The organism is Pseudomonas sp. FJ2-5-13 (assembly GCF_029201605.1).
GTDB classification, from domain to species: Bacteria; Pseudomonadota; Gammaproteobacteria; order Pseudomonadales; family Pseudomonadaceae; genus Aquipseudomonas; species Aquipseudomonas lactis.
This window is the reverse complement of the sequence record NZ_CP104045.1, coordinates 1,636,677-1,658,745: the sequence shown is the minus strand read 5'-3', so window position 1 is coordinate 1,658,745 and position 22,069 is coordinate 1,636,677. Positions and strand designations below refer to the sequence as shown.

Below are 22,069 nucleotides of genomic sequence, written 5' to 3'. Positions count from 1 at the left end.
ATGAATCTCTTGTTACAAGATCCAGGCAATGACCTAGTTTACATTGAGCACAACGGAAAACGTCGCGGACCGTACGCATGTGCTTTCAGCACCACCCCCCTTAGGCTTTTCCAGGTCGAGCTGGAAATCACCGAAGGCGACAAGATCGTTCGCAAGGTGCACGGACAGGAATTCGTCTACACAATTAACGAGTTCGAATACTACAGCGGTGGACACTCCCACTCTCGTTTTGACCCCCATTACGAGCTGACAATTACAAAGGATTCCGCCCTCCCCAAGCCGCAGCCTTCCGTCACCACCAATAACATCAACATCCACGGATCGACCGGCATCCAGATTGGCGACCACAACGTCCAGAATCTTGAAGTAGCCCTGAAAGAGGTGCTTACCTCAATAGACAACGCGGACGCCCCTAAGGAAGAGCGAGAGGAAGCGAAGAACAAGCTCAATGCCTTCCTTGCACACCCACTAGTTTCTGCCGCTGTTGGTGCAACACTTCCCGTGGCTCTCGGCCTACTGAGCTGATTACTTCTCCCTTTCGGCCCTTCGGGGCCGGAGGCTATCGCCGCCTTGGCCTTGCAGGAAAACGGTGGTTCCGGCTCAGAACGGGCGTTTTAGTGTGAAAACCTCGATTTGGGCGTCAGCATGGACCCGAGCTAAGCAAATTAACGTTGCCCCCTACGGAAACAGAGGGCTTCAGACGTGCCACAAAGTCAATCTTAGAAACAACGCCCACATCGCGCACTGGTTTCGAGTGGGTTTTGTCCAGGTTATCAAGAGGTTTCCAAAACGGTATGACGTTACGGTGCCAGCATGGATAATCATGCCTATGACCAAGGAGCACTGGCGAATGGAACGATTGAACGGGTGGCAAAGGCTGTGGGTTGCGGTTGCAGTAATCCTGCTTGCCGCGATTACCCTAGGCGGGGTGGATTCCTACCCTAGCCAATCCGAGGTCAAAGACAGGTATCAGGCACGACTAAAGTTTTGGGGCGACTGCAACCTCTACTATCAAGGCCACAAGCTAGCACCAGAAACGCCACCATCACTCTGCCTCGACTTGAAAAAAGATGATGCGGTGATGACCTACAGGAAGACGGCAATCGAATACAGCGATGAAGTAGAGCGATTGCCTGTTAGGCGCCTAGGTTGGGCTGGGACCATTCTAGGTATATGGGCAATCACTAACCTCGTCATTTTCAGCGTATTTACCACCACAAGGTGGATATACCGGGGCTTTCGCCCCAAGGCTGCATAACCGTCTACATCTCACGCTGTATGGCCTACGAGACTTGGATCAGCGGACTATCACCAATCTGCACCACGTAAGCGATGGTAGCCAATTTGGCGTGGTGAGCAGCCTGCCTCAAGGCTTGGTCTACTTTCTTGGCAATGGGTGCCCGGTTCAATTCATCTTGGTAGGAGGTAGTCCAGACTGAGTAACCAGTTACTCGCTGCCAGCCTTGTTTGCGGAGTGACATTTCAAACCTCAAGCGCTGGAGGGCCGTAGCTTCCTTTAGCTGGGATATCGCCGTGCAATGCACCATTGAAATCTTCTCTGTGATGGACGCTTGCCCTAAGGGTATAGGACTACCCACAGCGCCGCTGTAAAAGCATCACCGGGACGATGGTTTACTGTCCACGAAAGTCATGCTGTAGGCCCCGGCCTAGGACGTTTCCCTAGATACCTTAGCTACCGCTCCCAAGGTGGCGACTCCACTTCATATGTCACCGTATGGCCCCACCAAGCACAAGGGTGGTAACAGCGCGAGCTGTAAAGTTGATTCACCTCCATTGCCTCCACCTTCCGGTGGACATATCGCCACCGGACTTCCAGTCCAACCGAAGTCATACATAAAGAAATCACCACAGAACAGCTCTTGCCTTTGATCTTGCTCTTAGATTTTTCGTGCATAAACGAATGCGTTCGCATTCAGTAGTTTTCCGTCAGCGCTCGCTGACAACTGTTGCCCATCACCTTCGGTGTATCAAGATCCAGATCAAAAGCTTTTTGGGTTGTGGTGATGCTGGATGTATTTACTGATGGGCTGATCCGGAATCGGGACGATACGACTAACGGCAATCCACGCGTGAGTCCACCGTAGTGCTCCGCACTGTGCGAATAGCTCCCTTATATATCTGTCGTTAATTCAAGTTACTGCCCCCCCTTGATACTCTTCCCATCAAGGGTGAGTAATCAGGTTCATTCAGCCATAAGTTCTTCTTTCCATTTTCGGACAGTATTCCTTGATACACCTGTCTGTCGGGCAATCGCTTTTATGCCTTCACCTTGCCCCAGCATGCGCATTACGTCTTGGCGCTTCGAATGTTCCCTTTGACCTAGCGGCTTCACTTCCGCCGAAGCACTAGGCCAGAGCGTGTTGAAATCAAACGTCAAGTCTAACCTAGCAAGTATTTCTGGGTGGCGTTCCAAGTACAGTGCGACTCCTCTCAAGGAAATTCTTGCCGCCTCGACAACACGTTGAATCTGCCGAATGCTCATCGGCTCGTGATCATGGTTCAGTAGGCAGCCTGAGGCGCTTTCCACTGAAATCTCTGGCTGACGGAGTAGTATAGCGACGTCAGCAGGAGAGACGCTGTATTTGCCGTTGATTACTCCTGGGCCGACATTGATTGCCCCATGAATGTAATCGTCCAGCCAAGGAGTACATACTTCTTCGATTTTCACTGCACGCATGATTGCATACAGTGGGTTCTGTACTATCGATGAATTACGACCTTTCCTGACCGCTCTCTCTGCATTCAAAGGGAGACAAGTAGTGGGCAGTGTAACGATTCTTGGGGTATATCTGTTGTCGTTTTTGTTCGCTATAGCAATGCCGACAGGGCTTCCGTCTTCGTCCATTACGAACACAGTAGCCTCTTCGTACGATGGGGTTGAACAATCGAACGGTTCGGGAGCGTACTCCGAGAGGTTATACCGCCCTAGCACTTCTCCCGTAACTCTGTCGAAGACTATCCCGTCAACAACTGTCGTGGAATGATTGGCAAGCGTTAAACGAATATCGGGACTTGGGGCAATAGCGTCTTGGTTGGCAGCGATTGTGCCGGGGGTCAAACGAAGGGTAAACGTAAGCATACTGTTCGGCTCCTGTGTAGTAGTTCAATTCATAGGCGAGTGCCTCGGTTGGTTGGTTTGGTCAAATTCCAGACGGCAGGAAATCGACGTCTCACGTTGCACTGGGGCTAGTCGAGATCGTTCGGTTCTGGTTTTCTGGAAAGCGGTTAATATGCATTTTAAGACCATATCTGTCAAGCAACTTTACACTTTCAAGCTCCTGTAGTGCGATATGAGAGCCTTACTCTTACCAGGCAGCCCAAACTTCGTTTTACAGCATACGCGACGACTAAGAGGCCAGCAGAGGCTTACAAATCCAACTCCCCCCCCTTTCTTAGCCAACGCCACTCAGTGACGAGAGTTTAGATAGACAATGAAAACGATCACGATAATGATGATCAACAACGCTTTGTTCTTGTATTGATCCTCGTTGCGAATAGCCTGGTACGCTTCCACGTCGGACTTCCCAGATTCTTTGTGCTCCAGTATTCGAGCGATCTTCTTATCAATTCTTTTGTTATGCCTACTATTCTGCATGGCGACAAGAAACCAAAACACTAGCCACAACCCGGCTGTAGGTATGCAAAGGAGGAGATGCAGAATGTGATTGGTGGTCTTCTTCTGGCCGTTCAGCACGTAGATTCGTTCGTTCATGACTGTGCTCACCTAATAAACACTGGATTGTCGAGCGGACAAAATATCTGAAATTCAGATATCTGAAAAGCAGATATAGGTTGAGCAGCTAATCTCCATAGCTGACGACCATGCCTAAAACGATCTACAGACGTGAGCACGCTGCACTCCTGTCACTGCTGAAGAAATACCGAGACGAGGCAGGTCTGACCCAGGTCCAGTGCTCAAAAGCGCTGGGGCGCCCGCAATCTTTCATGAGCGACGTTGAAAGCGGGACACGCCGCCTGGATGTAGTACAGGTCCGCGACTTGTGCAACGTCCTTGGAGTTAAGCTTACGAAGCTGGCAATTGAGCTTGAAGAATTACTGGCAGAGGAAGGATAAGGCTACACATACGACCAAACGTACCCACTCGATGGCGGAAACCGCATTCATAGCTCGGCTTACGCGGCCGACCTTTCCTTAGCGATTGCCTAGGTATACGAGCAGTACCGAATTTTCTCCCGCCCACCCACAGGTCTAATCTGGGTACGTACAAGGATGGATTGGAACTACTAATCCAGTAGTCCACGTATTCCTTGCCCTATAGAGCCGACCTGAAAGCCGCGTACCACTTTTGTACCAACACAACTTCCAGACGTTGACGCCCAGCCCCTCACGAGAGGCTGCAATCGGCCAATAGCAGGCATAGCCTCTGGTCTGAAAGCGATCATTCAATCTTCACATACGACCTAAGCACCATCGACTTGACCATCTAGTGGTTGCCACAGGGTGTTAGCAGCCGTCGTTCCTGATTCGCTGAGCCTTCGAGCTCGTGCGTTCCTCGTGCAGGTCGCGACGTCGAAGAGTATGAGCATATCTATTCGGTCGGATGGCCACTTTAGGGTCGGACATCTGGTCACTCGAAAGACGCAACTGTAGGATGCTGCCAAAGGGAATGGAGGAAGCTGCATTGATAACTACTACGCCACCGGCTGGAGGCAGGGCAACCCAAGCAGGAATGGACTTCGGTGCTGCAGTTGGTGTGTGGTTCGCCAGTCATCTTGTGACGGCCACTCCTGTTGGACGTCGCTTCGGCCTAGGAGTGGGAGCTTTTCCTATCAAACTCCAATTTGAAACCGGCACTGGACTCGACGACATTGAGGTAACTCTCTCGGATGGCAGCGTGATCCTTGTCCAATGCAAGACACGACCTAGACTATCCAACTCTTCCGAATCTGGCCTAGCATCGACGATCTCCCAGTTAGTTCGCTTTGTTGTTTCCCAGACGACACTCACGTCCTATGTCGATCCCGCACGAACGTCAGCCGTCTTAGCGGTTGCGAATGACGCGCCGGCCTCCTTGAACAATTTAGAATCCGCATGTCGGATGTTCGACACAGGCGGCACTTGGTCGGAGGTCTACGCCCGTGTAAGTAATTGCCAGCGTTCCGCACTCGACATTCTGCGTGATCGCGCAAATGCAGAGTGGTCGGTACAGTGCAGCGGTGTCGTGCCGGACGAAGAGTTGGCTCGCTTTGCAATGCTGTTGCACATAGTGCGCTTCGACGCCTTCGAGACTGGTAGCGATCTCCGCGAATGCGCTCGTACTTTAGGAGTGCGCTTGTTTGGCGGAGAAGAGGCGGGTAATGCGCCTTTAGAAACCCTGAACGGAATTGTCCGCCGACTTGTACGAAGTGGCGCGCCAACAGACAAAGGGGGGCTTCTGCATCTGCTACGCACTGCTGGACATGAGGACCTGTGTGCGCCGATGTTCGACGCAGATATTGCGCGCCTGACAAAGCGAACGCAGACGGAGGTGGCTCGACTGGAGCGGCACTCCCGCTTGACAATCGATGGAGGCGTTGCGATTCCGCGAGGATGCATGCCGATACTCAAGGCGGCTGCAGAGGAAGGAAGCCTTTTGGTCATCGGAGAGCCCGGCGCGGGGAAAACGGGAGTTTTAGTAGCACTGGCGCAGGAGCGACTGCGTAGCGAGCTTCCGACCGTATTCCTATCGGTAGATGACCTGTATGGCGTGACTACACTCGATACTTTGCGAACAACTTTTGACCTAGAAGCACCTATTCTCGATGTCCTGCATAACTGGCCGGGTAGCAGCCCCGGACTCCTAATTATTGATGCACTGGATGCTTCGCGGGGCGGCCCATCAGAAAGCCTCTTCGCCAGGTTCATTGAGGATGTATTACGCACGCTGGGCGAAAGATGGTCAGTGCTCGCGTCAATCCGCACTTTCGATTTGCGAAACGGCAGGCGTTTCCGTGAGGCAATGGTTGGGGCACCACCATCAACAGACTATGCGGAGCCAGGCCTGGAGAGTGTGAGACACTTCAAGATCCCACGTCTTAACGATGACGAGCTTGCTGGACTGACGGAGCGGAGTACGCAACTTGGTGAGCTGTTAGGTCATGCTCCGCCGTCTTTGCGTGAACTACTCAAGAACGTCTTCAACCTATCAATTGCGAGTGAGTTGATCGACGGAGGGACGGCTGCCGCAAGCATCCGCAGCATTGCGACGCAGTCGGAGTTACTAGAGGAGTACGAGGATCAACGGTTGTCGTCGAGCCGACTTCAAACCGCAGTTGCCGCTTCCGTCAAGGCAATGATTGACCGTCGGCGCCTCACCGTCAGAAAGATCGACATCGGGCACGAGGCGCTCGACGACGTTCTGCGGAGTGGGGTACTTGTGGCATCGGGCGACCGTGTCCATTTTGCCCATCACGTTCTTTTCGATCATGTCGCGGGTCGCTTCTACTTGGACTGGACCGACACACACAGACTGCAGGCGCAGGTCACTGAAGACCCGGCAATCGGGCTTCTGCTGGGGCCTTCGCTCAAATTCGCGATGGAGCGCGTTTGGCGCGATGACGCTCCAGGCCGTTATAGCACCTGGGCATTGACTATAGCGATCACCAGCGCTAACGGCATAGACCCAGTTGTTGCAAGCGTTGCGCTTAGAACCGTGGCGGAACACGTTGAGTCTCCGGCCGATGCTCAAGGTCTGTGCGATCTTCTTCGTGACAAGATTGAGGCAGATATTATGGGCCCCGCCCTGTCGAGGCTCTCGCGATTTGTCGGCATGAGCCTTGCAGACAAAGGCGCACCGTCCTCCTCGGCAATGTTGTCTTGGGCCGAAGTGGCAGTTCAGGCTGCACTCTCGGCGCACCGACTCTATGCCGACGCCGCAAGGTTTTTGTTATTCACACTCAGTGAGCGCGGTGACTTCGCTGATCGAGCGTTCGCACTTAAGTTTGGAGAAGCGGCGCGCGCATTGCTTTCGCTTGCCTGGCAATTCGAGCCCCCACTCCCGAATCTTGCTTCGAGCGCTATTCGTATGGTGACCAAATCTTTCAATTCCGACATAACAGCGTCGAGAAAGCTCTTGTCTCGCATTCTTCAGGAACCTCGTTTCACAAAGCACGCTCATGAAGAGGCGCCATGGTTGGCAGAAGGCGTTCTAACCATCCTCAAGAGCGACCCAGGGTTCGCGGTGGAAATCTATGAAGTGTTGTTTGACCGTGCGGCGCCTGCAGAAGGTGACAGTTGGATGGGTGGCAGTGTCAGTCGAATAATGCCATTGCGATCAAACAAACGGCAGGACTACGAACACGCGCGATGGCACCTACAACAGGCTCTCCCGTCATTTCTCGCACATCAGCCCGGCAGCGGCACCCTTGCCGTCAACCGGGCAACGCTAGGGTTGGCAGCAGATCGTCGCTCGTACTTGCGATCTATGGAACCGCGGAAAGTGGCAATCGGTGGTGACCATGCACTGCTCATCTTGGAGGACAGCCTATCCCTACAGCAATGGCGAGAAAGCAGTGAGCGTAATGGTGGACAGCCAGGGAGTGAGATACTTGACAGCTATGTGAAGTTTTTACTGGAATGTTCAGATGCAGACTTTGTAGCCTCAATCCATACAATTATGTCAGAGACAGCCGCAGCTTCGGTTTGGGCGCGGATCATTGGTATAGCAGCTGAACGCCCAGGAGTGGCAGACGACCTGCTATGGCCAATTGCCACCTCAAATGACATGCTTGAACTGATTGATGTAGTCAGGGATGCGGTTACCTTTCTCGCTGCGGTATTTCCAAGGCGGTCGGTTTCCGAAAGGAGCAATTTCGAAGCTGTGCTTCTGGAAAACGTAAGAAGCGCTGACGAGAATGAACGTCGAATCTGGCAATCCCGTGCAGCGCGTTTTCTTTCCATCCTTACGGACGAGTCCCTCGCCGAGAGTCCTCTCAGGGAGTTGCGTACTGAGCTGGAGCAACAAGGACTACTAACTGGCAATCGACCCCACATGACGATGAAGCTGGGCTGGGGCAGATCGGAAGACTTCACTGACAGCTTGCTCAAGGGGGATGGAGTCGATTTAGATGAAGGCTCCGACGCTGAGCTGAGGCGAACTGTGCGTCCTTTAGACGCGCTGATTCGCAACGCCGACGGGTTGGACACGCCGGAGTCAATCGCCGAACTCTGGTTGCTGACCGCTACTGTCATAACCACAATCGACCAGTTGACCGCGCCACCGCCCCATGAGCGGGTACTTCAAGCCAGTTGGGGCTCAGTCAGCAATGCAGTAGAGAAGATCGTCCAGTCGGAGCACTACAGCGAGATCCGACTGGGTCATCCGTCCTTAACCGCTCTCATCGCAATCTTGGATCGGATGGCAGTCAACCCCTTTCCCGAGGCACGAAATTCCAACGACTCCGGCCTCATGTCTTGGGGGAACTGGGATGTGCGCGTTTACGTCGCATCAAGCTATATGAGCTTGGCCGCCTTCAGTAGCTCAAACGCGGAGAGCTTACGAGACCAGCTTATCCGCGCTCTTGATGACCCCGCACCAGCCGTTCGCCTTCAAGTTGTGCAGTCATTGAACACTCTGTGGGAAGTGGATCGCGATCACATGTGGAGGATGGCGGCGAAGGTTGCAGCGGAAGAGATTGATATCGGAGTGATAGGTTTCTTTATCGGTGGCCCTCTTTTCAGCCTTGCCGAAGTAGCACCTGAACGTTGTGAAGAATTCATAAGCGGGATTCTCGCTAGGCTGCCCCACCGGCAGGAAGAGGAAAGCCGGCAGGGTGATTTCTATGAGGCGATCGCCAGCATGGCATCCCGTTTGTGGATAGTAGGTGGAAGAAACATTGCTCATGGATGGATACTGAATTGGGTTCGGACGCTCGAAGACTCCGACGCTTTTTTGTGGCCATTGGTTTCGTGGCTTCGCGGCCCACTCTTTACCAGTTATCAAAACGACGCTACTGACCGCGATAGCGAAATTCAGAGTCGGGCCCGAGAAGTATTGCGCGCCATCGTTGACTCGGCTGGCGATGCTTTGGGAGCAGCCAAGCTGGATCTGATGGATGATTGTAGTACCGAGCCGCAACGCATCGCTGCTGAGCGACAATACAAGGCCGGTCTTCGCTTGATGGAGCATAGTTGCAATCAGCTTTATTTCGGTTCTGGTGCATTCAAGAACGGAAAGACCGGCGGAAACGGTGCGGGTCTTGGCGATGAAGGAGTGATGCGCAACTTCCTGGCCGAATATGAAGGCATTCTTGATCGAATAGCCCTATCCGGCAACTCAGCTGTCGCTTATCACCTTGTCGAGCTATATGACCATCTTGCAGGTGCTTCGCCCGATCTGGTGTTCGACAAGGTCGCCGCGCTGGTGGTCGGGCCCGCCGCCAGTGACGGCTATCACTATGAAAGCCTGGCGCTCGATTCCGTCGTCCGCTTGGTACGTCGCTACCTCGCTGACTACCGGGCCGCATTTGATGATGTGAGTCGCCGCGCTCGTCTCGTGAGCGTCCTTGAACTGTTTTCCAGCGCGGGGTGGCCAGAAGCACTCAAGTTGCTCTACGAGCTACCGGATTTGCTACGGTGAAGTTGCTCGCAGAAACCGGCGCGTTCGCCGAGAAGCTACGTACGGGAATGCAGCAGTTTCGGCGAGAAGAGGCGTATCTCCGGAATCAGTACGCAACTGCCGAGAGCGTAGCGCCGGAGTCGATGCCTGCCTCCATGCTGGAGCGTCCGACGCGACGCTTCCTCATAGATCACTTCTTGCGGGCGCTTGACTGGAATCCGGATAACCCGGGACAAGTCATTGAAGAGGCAAGAGCATATAGCGCAAACAACGATCGTCTGTATTTTGACTATTTAGGTGTATCGCCGACCGATAGAGCTCCGGTTTTAATCGTCGAGGCTAAAGGTTTTGATATCCCAAAACCTCGACGTGCGAGAGGTTCTGAGCTTGACGCGAAAAATATGGCGACACTCATCTGCGAAGCTCTGTTCGCACTCAAGGATAAGTCTCAAAGGGGATCAGGCATTATTGCGGAATGGGCGGAATACCTCAAAGACTTGCATAGCTATGTCTCTGCTCTGAACGAATTCGGTAGGAGAACACTTCGTAGGGTTGTGATTACCGCTGGAAATTGGGTCATCGTTTTTGAGGAGCCCATTGCTTGCTTCGTCACGCCTGGCCAACCGATCACAGAACGCGTGCATTGCTTTCCCAATGGTGACGAAATCCTACTGCGTCATGTAGAACTATTTGAGATGCTGCACCGGAGCCGGCTGGTTGATACGCTCCCACTCGCATTAGATGTGCCGGAGGCACTCGAATTTCTGCCTCCAGACAAGATTGGAGACTGCTACCGAGCGGTCATGGTGGCAACATCGGCGACAACAGGCGCAGAGCGCAAGAAGTATCCAACACGCTCCGTCTATCCGGCTATGCTAGTCAAGAGCAGCAATAGGTGGTTCGCGATCCTGGACTTGGACCGCTGGGCAGAAGAACCCAAAGGAAGTGAGCGAATTGAGGATTTCCTTACAACTCTTGAGCAGGCAGGGAACGATCTTGAGAAGCGCCTCAGAGCCAGGCTGGGCCTTCCCCTTATACCGAGGTCTTTAGATCAGTTTCCCGGCTTCCCACAAGCACAAGTCCGCCAACACAGTAGCGCTGAGATCCCCCCACTTCCCGGCTCAACTGCTGCCCGAATAGTCATCGGAGGGAGAAGAACATTCGTAATACACTCCGGTGAACCTGGAGCACCTTCGGAGTACGTCGTAGTTACAGGTACCTCTTGGTTTTACAAGAGTGATCGGGCAACCACGCCTAGCATGTGCAATTTCCACTATTGGAAGGCGGCGCGGAACGCAGGTGTCGCGAAGGGAGATTTGCAATCGACCTGCTTGATCGCTTCCTTCACGGAGGACGGGCAGGACAGGCACTGCTCGCACGGTGACTTGCGGAGCATTCGTGCTCAGCGCTGTCATGTACTGCCGCTGGAGACCCACATGTGCTGCCATTCGTGCTCCTTCATCCGAATTTGTTGGGATTCCGACCGTGACCTACTCCCATGCCCTATCGCTTAAAAACGTTTGTCTTCTCTAGATCTTAGCGGCCACTTCTGTGGCAGCATCGGCAAAAGTGTTGCAGTTGCCAATCGACGCAAGAAGAAGCCACAAAGGGCGTTGCAGGTGATGTATTTTACGTAGAATCATTACGTAGAATTCTGAAATGCAAAAAGCCCCGAGACCTTGATCTACGGGGCTTTTCTAAGTATGGCGGAGAGATAGGGATTCGAACCCTAGGTACCGGTGAAGGTACAACGGATTTCGAATCCGTCCCATTCGGCCACTCTGGCATCTCTCCAACGGCGCGCATCATAACAGCATGATTGATGGATGCAAAGCGCCGAAGCGATTTTTTTCCGTGCTATCAGATGCTTGCGTCGATTACAGCGGTACGCCGAGGCGCTTGGCGACTTCTTCGTAGGCTTCGATCACGTCACCGAGGCCTTGGCGGAAGCGGTCTTTGTCCATCTTCTTCTTGGTGTCCTTGTCCCACAGGCGGCAGCCGTCCGGGCTGAATTCGTCGCCAAGGACGATGGAGCCGTCGTGGAATACGCCGAATTCGAGTTTGAAGTCCACCAGCAACAGGCCTGCATCGTCGAACAGCTTGCTCAGCACGTCGTTGACCTTGAGGGACAACTCCTTCATGCGCGCCAGTTGCTCAGCGGTGCCCCAACCGAACGCCACGACGTGGGATTCGTTGATGAACGGGTCGCCCTTGGCGTCGTCCTTCAGGAACAGTTCGAAGGTGTAAGGGTTGAGCTTGAGGCCCTCTTCCACGCCCAAACGCTTGACCAGGCTGCCGGCGGCGTAGTTACGCACGACGCACTCGACCGGGATCATGTCGAGCTTCTTGACCAGGCATTCGTTGTCGCCCAGCAGTTTGTCGAATTGGGTCGGGATACCGGCCGCTTCGAGTTTCTGCATGATGAAGGCGTTGAACTTGTTGTTCACCATGCCTTTGCGGTCAAGCTGTTCGATGCGCTTGCCGTCGAACGCCGAGGTGTCGTTGCGAAACAGCAGGATCAGGCGGTTGGCGTCGTCGGTCTTGTACACCGACTTGGCTTTGCCGCGGTAGAGTTCTTCACGTTTTTCCATGATGGGCTCCGCTTTGAGTAAGGTGGGCTAGGCGATGTGTCGCCAGTCGAGCCCTGAATCTTGATCGGCCAGTTGCAGCCAGTCCGGGTCGCACCCTAGGGTGTCGACAAAACATTGCCGGGCAAGCGTCGGCAGGTTGTTCTTGCTGCTGAGGTGAGCCAGGACCAGGTGTTGCAGGTCTTGCCAGCCCAACTCATACACCAGGTATGCGGCCTGGTGGTTGTTCAAATGTCCCAGCTCGCCGCCCACCCGCTGCTTGAGAAAGTAAGGGTAATGACCGCGTGCCAGCAGGTCTCGGCAGTGGTTGGACTCGATCATCAAGGCATCGAGATCCCGGTAACCCTCCAGCACCTTGGCGCAATAAGAACCCAGATCGGTGAGCACACCGAAGCGCCGCTCACCGTCACTGAATACATATTGCGTCGGCTCCTGGGCATCATGAGCAACCGCAACAACATTGATGCTCAGGGCGCCAATTTGCAGTTGCTCACCACCGGCCAGGAAGCCAGCAGGCTCAATGGGTTTGCGCATCCCGCGCAACGTGCCGCGACTCAAGTACACCGGTAAATTGTAGCGCCGAGACAGCAAACCCACGCCATGCACATGGTCGGCATGTTCGTGGGTTACCAGAATCGCGCTCAGTTGCGTGGGGTGAACCCCCAGGCGCAACAGGCGCCGCTCGGTTTCGCGCAGGGAGAAACCACAATCGACCAGCACGTACGTGTCATCATGGGCGACCAGTGTACCGTTCCCTTGGCTACCGCTGCCGAGAACGGCAAAACGCATCGGATCAGCCCAGGTTGTCTTGAATCACGCCCAACACTTTGCGCGCTGTTTCAGCTGGCGCGACAGTGTTGATGTTCTTCTCGACGGTGACTTGCACGCTTTCGCCCACCTTGCTCAAACGAACCTGGTAACGCTCGGCACGGGTTTCGATCTCTTCCTTGGTCGGCGCGCTGCCGAACAATTTGCCGAAGAAACCTGGCTCGTCGTCTTTCTTCTCGGCCTTTTCAGCCACGTTGATGTAGTACAGGCCCAGGCTGCGGTTGATGTCTTCAACGCGCCAAGGGCCCTGCTCCAACGCGCGGCCAACACTGGCCCAGGCGCGGTCGAGGTCTTCACCCAGGTTCAGCACGACGTTGCCGCTGCCGTCTTCGGTGAGGCTGACGCGGCTAGGGGTGTCGTAATCACGGGCGGCGAGCAGGGAAACGGAACCGCCCTTCTCGGAGATACGGCTCATGCTGGCCAGCATCTCGTCGACCAGCGCGGCGTCCACGCCGGTGTTGACCGAGCGCGGGGTGAAATCGACGTTGGCCGTGCTGCCGGCAGGCCGTTCGGCACTGACTACATAGACTTCGCTGGTGTTGCGCTGCACGCCAGGCTCGATGCGCACACGCACACGGGCTTCGCTGTCGGCGGCTACACCGCTCGCCAGCAGGCGCTGGGCCATGTTGGCAGACAGCTCACGACCTTGCTGCCACGCGGTGGTGAACTCACCGGTTTGCGGGCGCTGCTGGTCAAGGCGGAAACCGTTGTCCTGGAAGAACTGCACCGCCACCGGCCAGACTTCGGCAGGTGGACGCTGAGCCACGATCCAGCGGTTGTCGCCGCTTTTTTGCAGGCTGTAGTCGCTGGCATCGGCCACGGCCATGATCGGCTGTGGGCGCGGCACTACGTACTCACCCTTGACCGTGTCGTCGGCGACGTTGCGTGGGATCGGCAGCAACGGGTCAAGGCGCTTGGCGACATTGACATCAGGCGGCAGTTGCATCGGTTTGGTTGCTTGCGCTTCCAGGTAATCGCTGCCGCGGTCACGGAAGTAGCCTTCCGGGCCCCATACCCAACCGCAGCCACTGGTGCTGGAGATAATCAAGGCAAGTGCGGAAAGTCCGGCCAATCGCTTCATGCGTAGTGCTTCCTCAATTAAACCAGGACGCCGGACTGGCGCAGGGCCTGTCGCAGCGGTTCGTGACAGGCTTCGCTGAGGCGGGTGAGCGGCAGACGGATACCGTCCGGCATCAGGCCCATCTCAAACAGCGCCCACTTCACGGGAATAGGATTGGATTCGATAAACAGTGTCTTGTTGAGCGGCATCAGCTTCTCGTGGATTGCACGAGCAGTGGCTGCATCGCCGGCAATGGCGGCGGCACACATATCGCTCATGGCGCGCGGGGCCACGTTGGCAGTCACGGAGATGTTGCCCTTGCCACCCAGCAGGATCAGCTCGACAGCGGTGGCGTCGTCACCGGAATACACCAGGAAGTCGTTGCTCACGCCGGCCAGGATGTCCTTGGCGCGCTGCAGGTCGCCGGTGGCTTCCTTGATGCCGATGATGTTCGGCACGGTGGACAGGCGGATCACGGTCTCGGCCTTCATGTCGCACGCGGTGCGGCCCGGCACATTGTAGAGGATCTGCGGGATCTGCACGGCTTCGGCAATGGCTTTGAAGTGCTGGTACAAGCCTTCCTGGGTCGGCTTGTTGTAGTACGGGGTTACCAGCAGGCAAGCGTCGGCGCCGGCCTTCTTGGCGTTCTTGGTCAGCTCGATCGCTTCACGCGTCGAGTTGGCGCCCGTACCGGCGATCACGGCAATGCGGCCCGCCACGCGCTTGACCACGAACTCGATCACCTGGATGTGTTCTTCCACATCGAGGGTGGCCGATTCACCTGTGGTGCCGACCGCCACAATGGCGTTGGTGCCCTCTTGCAGGTGGAAGTCCACCAGTTTGCCCAGGCTGTCCCAGTCGAGACGACCTTGTGCATCCATGGGTGTGACCAGTGCCACCATACTGCCCGCAATCATGCAACCGCTCCTGCCGGAAAAAGAGAGCCGTAATGGTACTGGCGCCAAGATGCTTGTACAAGCGAAGTACCGCGTGAGGATGCGTTCTGGCGCAACTAAACGTCGGGCAATGCCATCATTGGGCCAAAGCACCGCCCGAAGCCGGCTGATCACGCAATGAAAACGCCACCTCCTAGCCCTTGGCGACGCTTTTCGCTACCCTTGATCCTTTGATCGATACCGCCCACACGGCATCGACCGCTCATCGCTTTAGGAAGGCTGCATGTCCACCCCCACAGTTCGCGAACAATTCCTTGTTATCAGTGCCCTCGGCGCCAACCCCATGGAGCTGACCAACGTGCTGTGCCGCGCCAGCCATGAGAACCGCTGCGCCGTCGTGACCTCCCGCCTCACCCGCCATGGCGAGTGCAGTGCGCTGGTCCTGCAGATTTCTGGCTCCTGGGATGCCTTGGCGCGCCTGGAAACCGGCCTGCCGGGCCTGGCCAAGAAGCATGACTTCACCGTCAACGTGGTACGCAGCGCCGCCCTGGAAAACCGCCCCCAGGCGCTGCCGTACGTAGCGTATGTCAGCTCGGCCTACCGCTCGGACATCGTCAACGAGCTGTGCCAGTTCTTTATCGACCATAACGTCGAACTGGAAAACCTGACCTGTGACACCTACCAGGCGCCACAAACCGGCGGCACCATGCTCAATGCCACCTTTACCGTGACTTTGCCGGCCGGCGTACAGATCAGTTGGCTGCGCGACCAGTTCCTGGATTTCGCCGATGCCCTGAACCTCGACGCCTTGATTGAGCCATGGCGCCCACAGAACCCAATGTAAGGAAGTACTTCTCTATGCCGGTAGCCATCGACACACCCGTGGCCGATTTCGAGGCCCAGGCCACCAGCGGCCAGACCTTCAGCCTCGCAGCCCTAAAGGGCAAGCAAGTGGTGATCTACTTTTACCCGAAAGACAGCACCCCTGGCTGCACCACCGAAGGCCAGGGTTTTCGTGACCAGTACGCCGCGTTCAAGGCCGCCAATACCGAAGTGTTCGGCGTGTCGCGTGACAGCGTGAAGTCCCACGAGAACTTCAAGGGCAAACAAGCATTTCCTTTCGAGCTGATCAGCGATAAGGACGAAGCGGTCTGCCAGCTGTTTGATGTGATCAAGTTGAAGAAGCTGTACGGCAAGGAATACCTGGGCGTGGATCGCAGCACCTTCCTGATCGATAGCCAAGGCGTGCTCCGTCAAGAATGGCGCGGCGTGAAAGTGCCGGGGCATGTTGATGCCGTGCTGGCGGCAGCGCAGGCGCTGAACAAGGCTTGATCTTGCCTCGATAAGCCTAGGTATCTACACAACTTTGTGGGCTGTAGCACACACGGTAACCACGATGCGAAGCGAGCCGCTCTTGATCTTGATCTGCTCTTGATCTTAGGCGCCCCGTCAAACCACGCTGGCCGGAATTCGACAGGGATTTGGGGGGTAAACCGGCAGGGATGCCGGTTTAGCCGCCCCGCGCCATGGATGGCGCGTGGCGGCGGCCCCCCAAATCACTGGCGGATTACGGGCACACCGAGCCCAAGCGAGGTGCCGAGTGGTGGGGCAAGAGCCCTTTTGGTTACTTTTGGGGCTCTTTTCCAAAAGTGACCCGCTGTCAGAGCGGAACCCTAAGTGGCCGTTACCGCAGCAATGGATATGTACACTATCCAACTGTGTTGACTGCCAGGCCGCCTTCGCGAGCAAGCCCGCTCCCACAGTTTGATCGTGGGGTGTCAGGTAGATAGGGGGCGGCTGGCAGGCTGTCATCGCAGGCAAGCCAGCTCCCACAGTTTGATCGCAGGGTGCCAGGTAGATAGGTGTCGCCTGTCAGGCCGTCTTCGCAGGCAAGCCAGCTCCCACATTTGGATCGTGGTGGGTCAGGTAGACAAGCATCGGCCGTCAGGTCGTCACGGGAGCAAGCTCCCTCACCACAGGGTCAGCTTGGTACCGAAGTTGTGTAAATACCTTGCCTCGTAAGGCCTTCAGGCCTTGCGCAACCAATAGCAGTACACGCCAGCAGCCTCTTCTTCCCGAACCAGCGTATGGCCCGCCAACCTGGCAAAAGTGCGGAAGTCACGCTGGGAGCCTGCATCGGTGGCGGTCACTTTAAGCACGGCGCCGCTGGCCAATCGATTGAGCTCCAGCTTGGCCTTGAGCAAGGGCAACGGGCAGTTCAGACCGCTGGCGTCGAGTTCGGCGTCACAGGCTACAACGTCGGTCATGGTGTTACTCCAGGCAAACATTCGGGCTGCTTAGAATATCTGGTCCCAAGCTCAGTGTCCGGCTACAGTAAGCTCTTTGTCGAAAGGCTTTGTGCATGACTTTTTTGCGCCCTACCCTGCTGACGCTGGCCTGCCTGCTGGCCTCCCCGGCCTTCGCTGACGACCTGCCGTCACTCGGCGACGCCAGTTCTGCCATTGTCTCGCCGCAACAGGAATACCAATTGGGCCGCGCTTGGCTGGCTTACCTGCGCGGCCAGGTCTCGCAACTCAATGACCCGCAACTCAAGGATTACGTCGAAACCAGCGTGTACAAGCTGGTGGAGACCAGCCAGGTCAATGACCGGCGCCTGGAATTTATCCTGATCAACAGCCCACAGCTCAACGCCTTCGCGGCTCCGGGTGGGATCGTCGGGGTCAACGGCGGTTTGTTCCTCAATGCACAGACCGAAGGCGAATACGCGTCGGTACTGGCCCACGAACTGGCGCACTTGTCTCAACGCCACTTCGCCCGAGGCGTGGAAGCGCAATCACGCATGCAACTGCCGATGATGGCTGCCCTGCTTGGCGGCATTATCGCCGCCGCTGCGGGTGCCGGCGATGCCGGTATCGCCGCGATTGCCGGCTCACAAGCCGCCGCGATCCAGGAACAGCGCCGCTTCTCCCGCCAGAACGAGCAGGAGGCCGACCGTATCGGCATCCTCAACCTGGAGAAAGCCGGCTACGACCCGCGCTCCATGCCCACCATGTTCGAACGGTTGATGCGCCAATACCGCTTCGACGCCAAGCCGCCGGAGTTCCTGCTGACTCACCCGGTCACCGAATCGCGTATCGCCGACACCCGCAACCGCGCCGAACAAGCCAAACCCGGCGGCAAGGAAGACAGCCTGCGCTATCAATTGATTCGCGCGCGGGTACAACTCAAGTACGAAGACACACCAGGCCTGGCTGCCAAGCGCTTCCAGGCGCAGCTGGACGAAAACCCTAAAAATGACGTGGCACGCTATGGCCTGGCCATCGCCCAGATCAAGGGCACTCAACTCAAGGAAGCACGGGAAAGCCTGGCGCCGCTGCTGGCCAAGGCGCCCAACGACATCACGTACAACCTGGCCCAAATCGAACTGGACATCACCAGCAACCGCATGCCGGATGCGCAGCAACGTACCGACCGCATGCTCACCCAGTACCCCAGCAACTATCCGCTGAACCAGGTACGGGTAGACCTGCTGCTTAAACAGAACCGTACCGCCGATGCAGAAAAGGCACTGGACGGGCTGCTCAAGTCGCGCCCGGACGATCCGGACGTGTGGTATCAGGTCGCCGAAACTCGCGGCTTGTCCGGCAACATCATTGGCCTGCATCAGGCCCGCGCCGAATATTTCGCACTGGTGGGGGATTTCCAGCAAGCGATCCAGCAGTTGGACTTTGCCAAGCGGCGCGCGGGCAGTAACTTCCCGCTGTCCTCACGCATCGACGCCCGTCAGCGTGAACTGATCGAACAAGAGCGCCTGGTAAAAGGCATGATGAGCTGAACCCGCCGCCCACAAAAAAGCCCCGCTGCCGTTAACCGGCAGCGGGGCTTTTTTTATGGGGCTAGCGGATTACTCGGCCAGCTTGAAGGTGATGAAGCTGGCACGGCCTTGACGCAGGACGCGCATCGACACCGAGCGATTCTTCGGCAACGCCTTGGCGATGTCGGCGAATTCCTTGGTGGTGTCAATTGCCTGGTTGTTCAAGTGAGTGATCACGTCACCCGGTTGCAGGCCGATCAAGGCAGCTGGGCCGTCCTGAACTTCCTTGATCACCACACCGCTTTGCAGGTCGAAGGTTTTCTTCTGCTCGGCGGTCAGTTCAACCACGGCGATACCCAGGCGGTTACTGCTGCGCTCGGCACCGGGCTTGGCGTTGCCCAGGGCATCCAGGGTGGCGCCTTCTTCCGGGATTGCCCCTACGGTCAGTTCGACGTTCTGGCGCTTGCCATCACGAATCACTTCCAGCTTGGCTTTGCCGCCAGCCTTGAGCGCGCCGACCAGATGAGGCAGGTCCGCCGACATGATGATCGGCTGGCCGTTCATGCTCAGGATGACGTCACCGACTTTCAGGCCGCCTTTGGCCGCGGGGCCATTGTCCTGAATCTGCGCAACCAGGGCACCGGCCGGCTTGTCGAGACCGAAGGACTCAGCCAGGTCCTTGTTCACTTCCTGGATGACCACGCCCAACCAGCCGCGGCTGACCTTGCCGCCGCTTTTGAGCTGATTGGAGACGTCCATGGCCACATCGATCGGGATCGCGAAGGACACACCCATGAAGCCACCGGAGCGGGTATAGATCTGCGAATTGATCCCCACCACTTCGCCGGCCAGGTTGAACAGCGGGCCACCGGAGTTACCCGGGTTGATCGGCACGTCGGTCTGGATGAACGGCACGTAGTTTTCGTTTGGCAGGCTGCGACCGATGGCGCTGACGATGCCTTGGGTAACGGTGTGGTCAAAGCCGAACGGCGAACCGATCGCGACCACCCACTGACCGGCCTTCAGGTCCTGGGACTTGCCCAGTTTAAGCACCGGTAAATCCTTGCCATCGATTTTAAGCAAGGCCACGTCGGAACGTGGATCGGTGCCAATCAGCTTGGCCTTGAGTTCACTGCGATCGGCCAGGCGCACGAGAATTTCATCGGCATCGGCAATCACGTGGTTGTTGGTGAGGATGTAGCCATCAGGCGAAATGATGAAGCCGGAGCCCAGGGATTGGGCTTCGCGCTGGCCACCACCGCCACGGGGGGAGCGCGGTTGCGGCATCCCTCGCTCGAAGAACTCGCGCAGCATGGGCGGCAAGCCTTCCAGGTCGGGCATCTGCTGGTTCGAGACCTTGCGATCCGGCAGCTTCTGCGTGGTACTGATGTTCACCACGGCAGGCGAGGCCTGCTCCACCAGTTGGGTGAAGTCAGGCAACTCGACCGCTTGCGCAGGTAAGGCCTGACCCAGCACCAGCACTGTGGCGACTATGGATAAGTAAGACTTCAAACGTGGTATCGACATACAGCTCCCGTTACGACGAGCAGGGTTAAGCGACAGGGTTCAATAAACGCCGGATACGGCGACCGGCATTTTTGTTCCGCGAACAAACAAGGCCAGAGCCATCAAACCCTGACCTATAAAAAACATGGGAAGTTTTTGCAAGTGAAAATGCTGATCCAGAAATTTCATACGCCCAGCGTCCAACCAAATTCGGGCTCAGATTGAAAGAACAGGATGAACATAAGATTAACAATCTCAGGGCTTGGCGGCGGCCTTTTCACCACGCACCGACAACGCGATGCGCTCAGCAGTGCCGATGGGAATTTCGCCCACCACCGTGACCATCATTTCGCCATCGACCGTATTCAAACGCCGCGAGACTGCCACGGTTGGCCCAAGCTGAGCGCGGGTTTCATTCACGTCAGCGCCACTGGCCGACTCGAGAAACACCGAAAAACGCGCGAGCCCATCGTCATACATCAGGCTGTCGACGGTAGATTTCGTTTGGGGATCTTTGCGCGTAGCGCTGCTGATCTGTTGGAAACCAGGCGGTAGCCAGTCCAGATGCCACCTTTGCGTGGCAGACAGGTCAGGTGTTTTAGCGGCAGACATTGTTACCGGTGAACAGTCGCTGCTGGGCTGCAAGTCCTGGTCAGAAGGAGTAGCCGAAGTATCCAGGCGCGTGAACTGAAAACGCTCCAACAACTGCCCTTGATCGTTGAGCAGCAAGGACTTGAGCGGCAGCGCAGTCTCACGATCCAGGTGTAATTCAAACCCATAACGGTAAGGGTCACGCGCACTGATCGACACAATCACCGCATTACGACCAGCCACGCGGGATTTGCCAACGACGGCCAGTTCATAGAATGGATTGAGTTTTTTGGGATCAAGAATACGCGAGGGTGCATCAGAAGAATGACCGAGGCTGACAACCAACGCGCCACTGACGCATTGCGCCCGGCCGTCTACCCGAACCGCTTCCTGGGCGGAGCCGTCAAGCTGCAACAAGCGTTCACGGACATGACCATCCTGGACGCGGTGCCAGATATCATGGGTGGAAAAACTGCCGTTACGTTCGTAGACAAACGTACCTTCAAAGCTTTGCTGCTGCTCTGCACGCCCAAGTCGAGTCAGCCAGTCTTGGGCTTCATCGGCATGGGCGGATAGTGCAAACCAACTACTGAGCAAAAGCGCAAGGAGCGGTATGGCGCGCATAGGGCTCCTTAGCGAATCAGCGGTTTTCCTGGCTTGCTGCACGGGCGTATGGCAGAGCGCTTTCAGTGCCTTTGGCGGCCGATTCCTGCGCATGTTGACGCAGGTAGCCTGGAAGGCGCTGATCCTGCCAGCCGGATTGCCCCTGAAGTACACCATTGGCCATAGGGCCGGTGGTATCGGTGCTTTCCTTGTAGCCAGCCAGCACGGCAGGGCCTTTGACTTGCGGACCGGCCATGACCGGCTGCTGAGTCTGTTGGGCCAGCTCGTTGCCTGCGATCTCGTCCTGGTTGTACAGGCGAACACCTGCCAACACAGCAACGGTCACCGAGGCGGCCACTGCCAGACGACCCAGGCTGCGCCATGGACCACGCGAGGCTTTTGCCGGAACGGCTTCATCAGCCAGTGCAGCAGAAACGGCCGCAGCAATATCCAGACGAGGGATTAGGAGATCCTTGTGCATCACCGCCCGAGCGACTTGGTAACGAGACCAGGTATCACGGGTTTCGGCGTCATCAAATGCATTGAGCACTCGACGAAGTTCCAGTTCATCCGCTTCGTTATCCATCACTGCGGACAGCGATTCCTGCAGGGCATCACGACTCATGGCGGTTCCTCTCTTGGCTG

19 protein-coding genes and 1 tRNA gene are annotated in these 22,069 nt (G+C 56.4%); 8 read left to right on the top strand and 12 right to left on the bottom strand.

Features of this window, described 5'->3' with window-relative positions; translation table 11 throughout:
- Both N2A98_RS07415 and N2A98_RS07410 read left to right on the top strand, forming a co-directional pair.
- Nucleotides 1-525: an RIP homotypic interaction motif-containing protein gene (locus N2A98_RS07415; protein ID WP_069788555.1), complete on the top strand. Its 525-nt coding sequence runs from the start codon at nucleotides 1-3 to the stop codon at nucleotides 523-525.
- A 325-nt stretch (nucleotides 526-850) separates the two neighbouring features.
- On the top strand, nucleotides 851-1,258 hold the full coding sequence (locus tag N2A98_RS07410) for a hypothetical protein (RefSeq protein WP_069788554.1): 408 nt from the start codon (nucleotides 851-853) through the stop codon (nucleotides 1,256-1,258).
- A gap of 945 nt (nucleotides 1,259-2,203) precedes the next feature.
- Here the strand turns inward: N2A98_RS07410 and N2A98_RS07405 are convergent.
- Nucleotides 2,204-3,100 (bottom strand): helix-turn-helix domain-containing protein, encoded by an 897-nt coding sequence (locus tag N2A98_RS07405; RefSeq protein WP_069788552.1) that lies wholly within the window; start codon nucleotides 3,098-3,100, stop codon nucleotides 2,204-2,206.
- Nucleotides 3,101-3,427: 327 nt separating this feature from the next.
- Nucleotides 3,428-3,733 (bottom strand): hypothetical protein, encoded by a 306-nt coding sequence (locus N2A98_RS07400; RefSeq protein WP_069788551.1) that lies wholly within the window; start codon nucleotides 3,731-3,733, stop codon nucleotides 3,428-3,430.
- 110 nt (nucleotides 3,734-3,843) lie between these two features.
- Here N2A98_RS07400 and N2A98_RS07395 point away from each other — a divergent pair, with 110 nt between their 5' ends.
- From N2A98_RS07395 to N2A98_RS07385, 3 genes are all read left to right on the top strand, one after another.
- Complete coding sequence (locus tag N2A98_RS07395; RefSeq protein WP_069788550.1) at nucleotides 3,844-4,095, top strand: helix-turn-helix transcriptional regulator; 252 nt, start codon at nucleotides 3,844-3,846, stop codon at nucleotides 4,093-4,095.
- 1,480 nt (nucleotides 4,096-5,575) lie between these two features.
- Entirely contained in the window at nucleotides 5,576-9,598 is a 4,023-nt protein-coding gene (locus tag N2A98_RS07390) for an ATP-binding protein (RefSeq protein ID WP_141722777.1), read from the top strand.
- Nucleotides 9,595-11,091 carry a hypothetical protein gene (locus tag N2A98_RS07385; protein WP_069788549.1) on the top strand — a complete coding sequence of 499 codons (1,497 nt, stop codon included), beginning with the start codon at nucleotides 9,595-9,597 and terminating at the stop codon, nucleotides 11,089-11,091. The genes N2A98_RS07390 and N2A98_RS07385 overlap by 4 nt, the downstream gene beginning before the upstream one ends.
- Before the next feature lie 190 nt (nucleotides 11,092-11,281).
- Here the strand turns inward: N2A98_RS07385 and N2A98_RS07380 are convergent.
- The 5 genes from N2A98_RS07380 to dapA all read right to left on the bottom strand — a co-directional run bounded on the left by N2A98_RS07380 (nucleotide 11,282) and on the right by dapA (nucleotide 14,970).
- A tRNA-Ser gene (locus N2A98_RS07380) sits at nucleotides 11,282-11,371 on the bottom strand.
- A gap of 83 nt (nucleotides 11,372-11,454) precedes the next feature.
- Nucleotides 11,455-12,168, bottom strand: coding sequence for a phosphoribosylaminoimidazolesuccinocarboxamide synthase (gene purC, locus N2A98_RS07375; protein WP_027604309.1), 714 nt, complete (start codon nucleotides 12,166-12,168; stop codon nucleotides 11,455-11,457).
- A 27-nt stretch (nucleotides 12,169-12,195) separates the two neighbouring features.
- Nucleotides 12,196-12,954, bottom strand: a complete 759-nt coding sequence (locus tag N2A98_RS07370; RefSeq protein WP_003189469.1) for an MBL fold metallo-hydrolase — start codon at nucleotides 12,952-12,954, stop codon at nucleotides 12,196-12,198.
- Nucleotides 12,955-12,958: 4 nt separating this feature from the next.
- Entirely contained in the window at nucleotides 12,959-14,074 is a 1,116-nt protein-coding gene (bamC, locus tag N2A98_RS07365) for an outer membrane protein assembly factor BamC (protein ID WP_275623204.1), read from the bottom strand.
- Nucleotides 14,075-14,091: 17 nt separating this feature from the next.
- Nucleotides 14,092-14,970: a 4-hydroxy-tetrahydrodipicolinate synthase gene (dapA, locus tag N2A98_RS07360; RefSeq protein WP_047710303.1), complete on the bottom strand. Its 879-nt coding sequence runs from the start codon at nucleotides 14,968-14,970 to the stop codon at nucleotides 14,092-14,094.
- Nucleotides 14,971-15,232: 262 nt separating this feature from the next.
- On the opposite strand from dapA, the gene N2A98_RS07355 reads away from it, so the two are divergent.
- Entirely contained in the window at nucleotides 15,233-15,793 is a 561-nt protein-coding gene (locus tag N2A98_RS07355) for a glycine cleavage system protein R (RefSeq protein WP_003189463.1), read from the top strand.
- Nucleotides 15,794-15,807: 14 nt separating this feature from the next.
- On the top strand, nucleotides 15,808-16,281 hold the full coding sequence (locus tag N2A98_RS07350) for a peroxiredoxin (protein WP_057701165.1): 474 nt from the start codon (nucleotides 15,808-15,810) through the stop codon (nucleotides 16,279-16,281).
- Nucleotides 16,282-16,976: 695 nt separating this feature from the next.
- Here the strand turns inward: N2A98_RS07350 and N2A98_RS07345 are convergent.
- Nucleotides 16,977-17,216, bottom strand: coding sequence for a sulfurtransferase TusA family protein (locus tag N2A98_RS07345; protein ID WP_032892981.1), 240 nt, complete (start codon nucleotides 17,214-17,216; stop codon nucleotides 16,977-16,979).
- Nucleotides 17,217-17,311: 95 nt separating this feature from the next.
- Between N2A98_RS07345 and N2A98_RS07340 the strand changes: the two genes are divergently transcribed.
- A complete protein-coding gene (locus tag N2A98_RS07340) occupies nucleotides 17,312-18,745 on the top strand; it encodes a M48 family metalloprotease (protein WP_032892982.1) in 1,434 nt (477 codons plus the stop codon).
- A gap of 69 nt (nucleotides 18,746-18,814) precedes the next feature.
- Here the strand turns inward: N2A98_RS07340 and N2A98_RS07335 are convergent, their stop codons facing one another.
- The 4 genes from N2A98_RS07335 to N2A98_RS07320 form a co-directional block, all read right to left on the bottom strand.
- The gene (locus N2A98_RS07335; RefSeq protein WP_014717365.1) at nucleotides 18,815-20,251 is read right to left on the bottom strand and encodes a DegQ family serine endoprotease; all 1,437 of its coding nucleotides are present in this window, start codon (nucleotides 20,249-20,251) and stop codon (nucleotides 18,815-18,817) included.
- Between the two features lie 39 nt (nucleotides 20,252-20,290).
- A complete protein-coding gene (locus N2A98_RS07330) occupies nucleotides 20,291-20,419 on the bottom strand; it encodes a hypothetical protein (protein ID WP_256557875.1) in 129 nt (42 codons plus the stop codon).
- Between the two features lie 66 nt (nucleotides 20,420-20,485).
- Nucleotides 20,486-21,445, bottom strand: a complete 960-nt coding sequence (locus N2A98_RS07325; protein WP_275623203.1) for a MucB/RseB C-terminal domain-containing protein — start codon at nucleotides 21,443-21,445, stop codon at nucleotides 20,486-20,488.
- A 16-nt stretch (nucleotides 21,446-21,461) separates the two neighbouring features.
- On the bottom strand, nucleotides 21,462-22,049 hold the full coding sequence (locus N2A98_RS07320) for an RseA family anti-sigma factor (protein WP_003189451.1): 588 nt from the start codon (nucleotides 22,047-22,049) through the stop codon (nucleotides 21,462-21,464).
- Nucleotides 22,050-22,069: the final 20 nt, after the last annotated feature.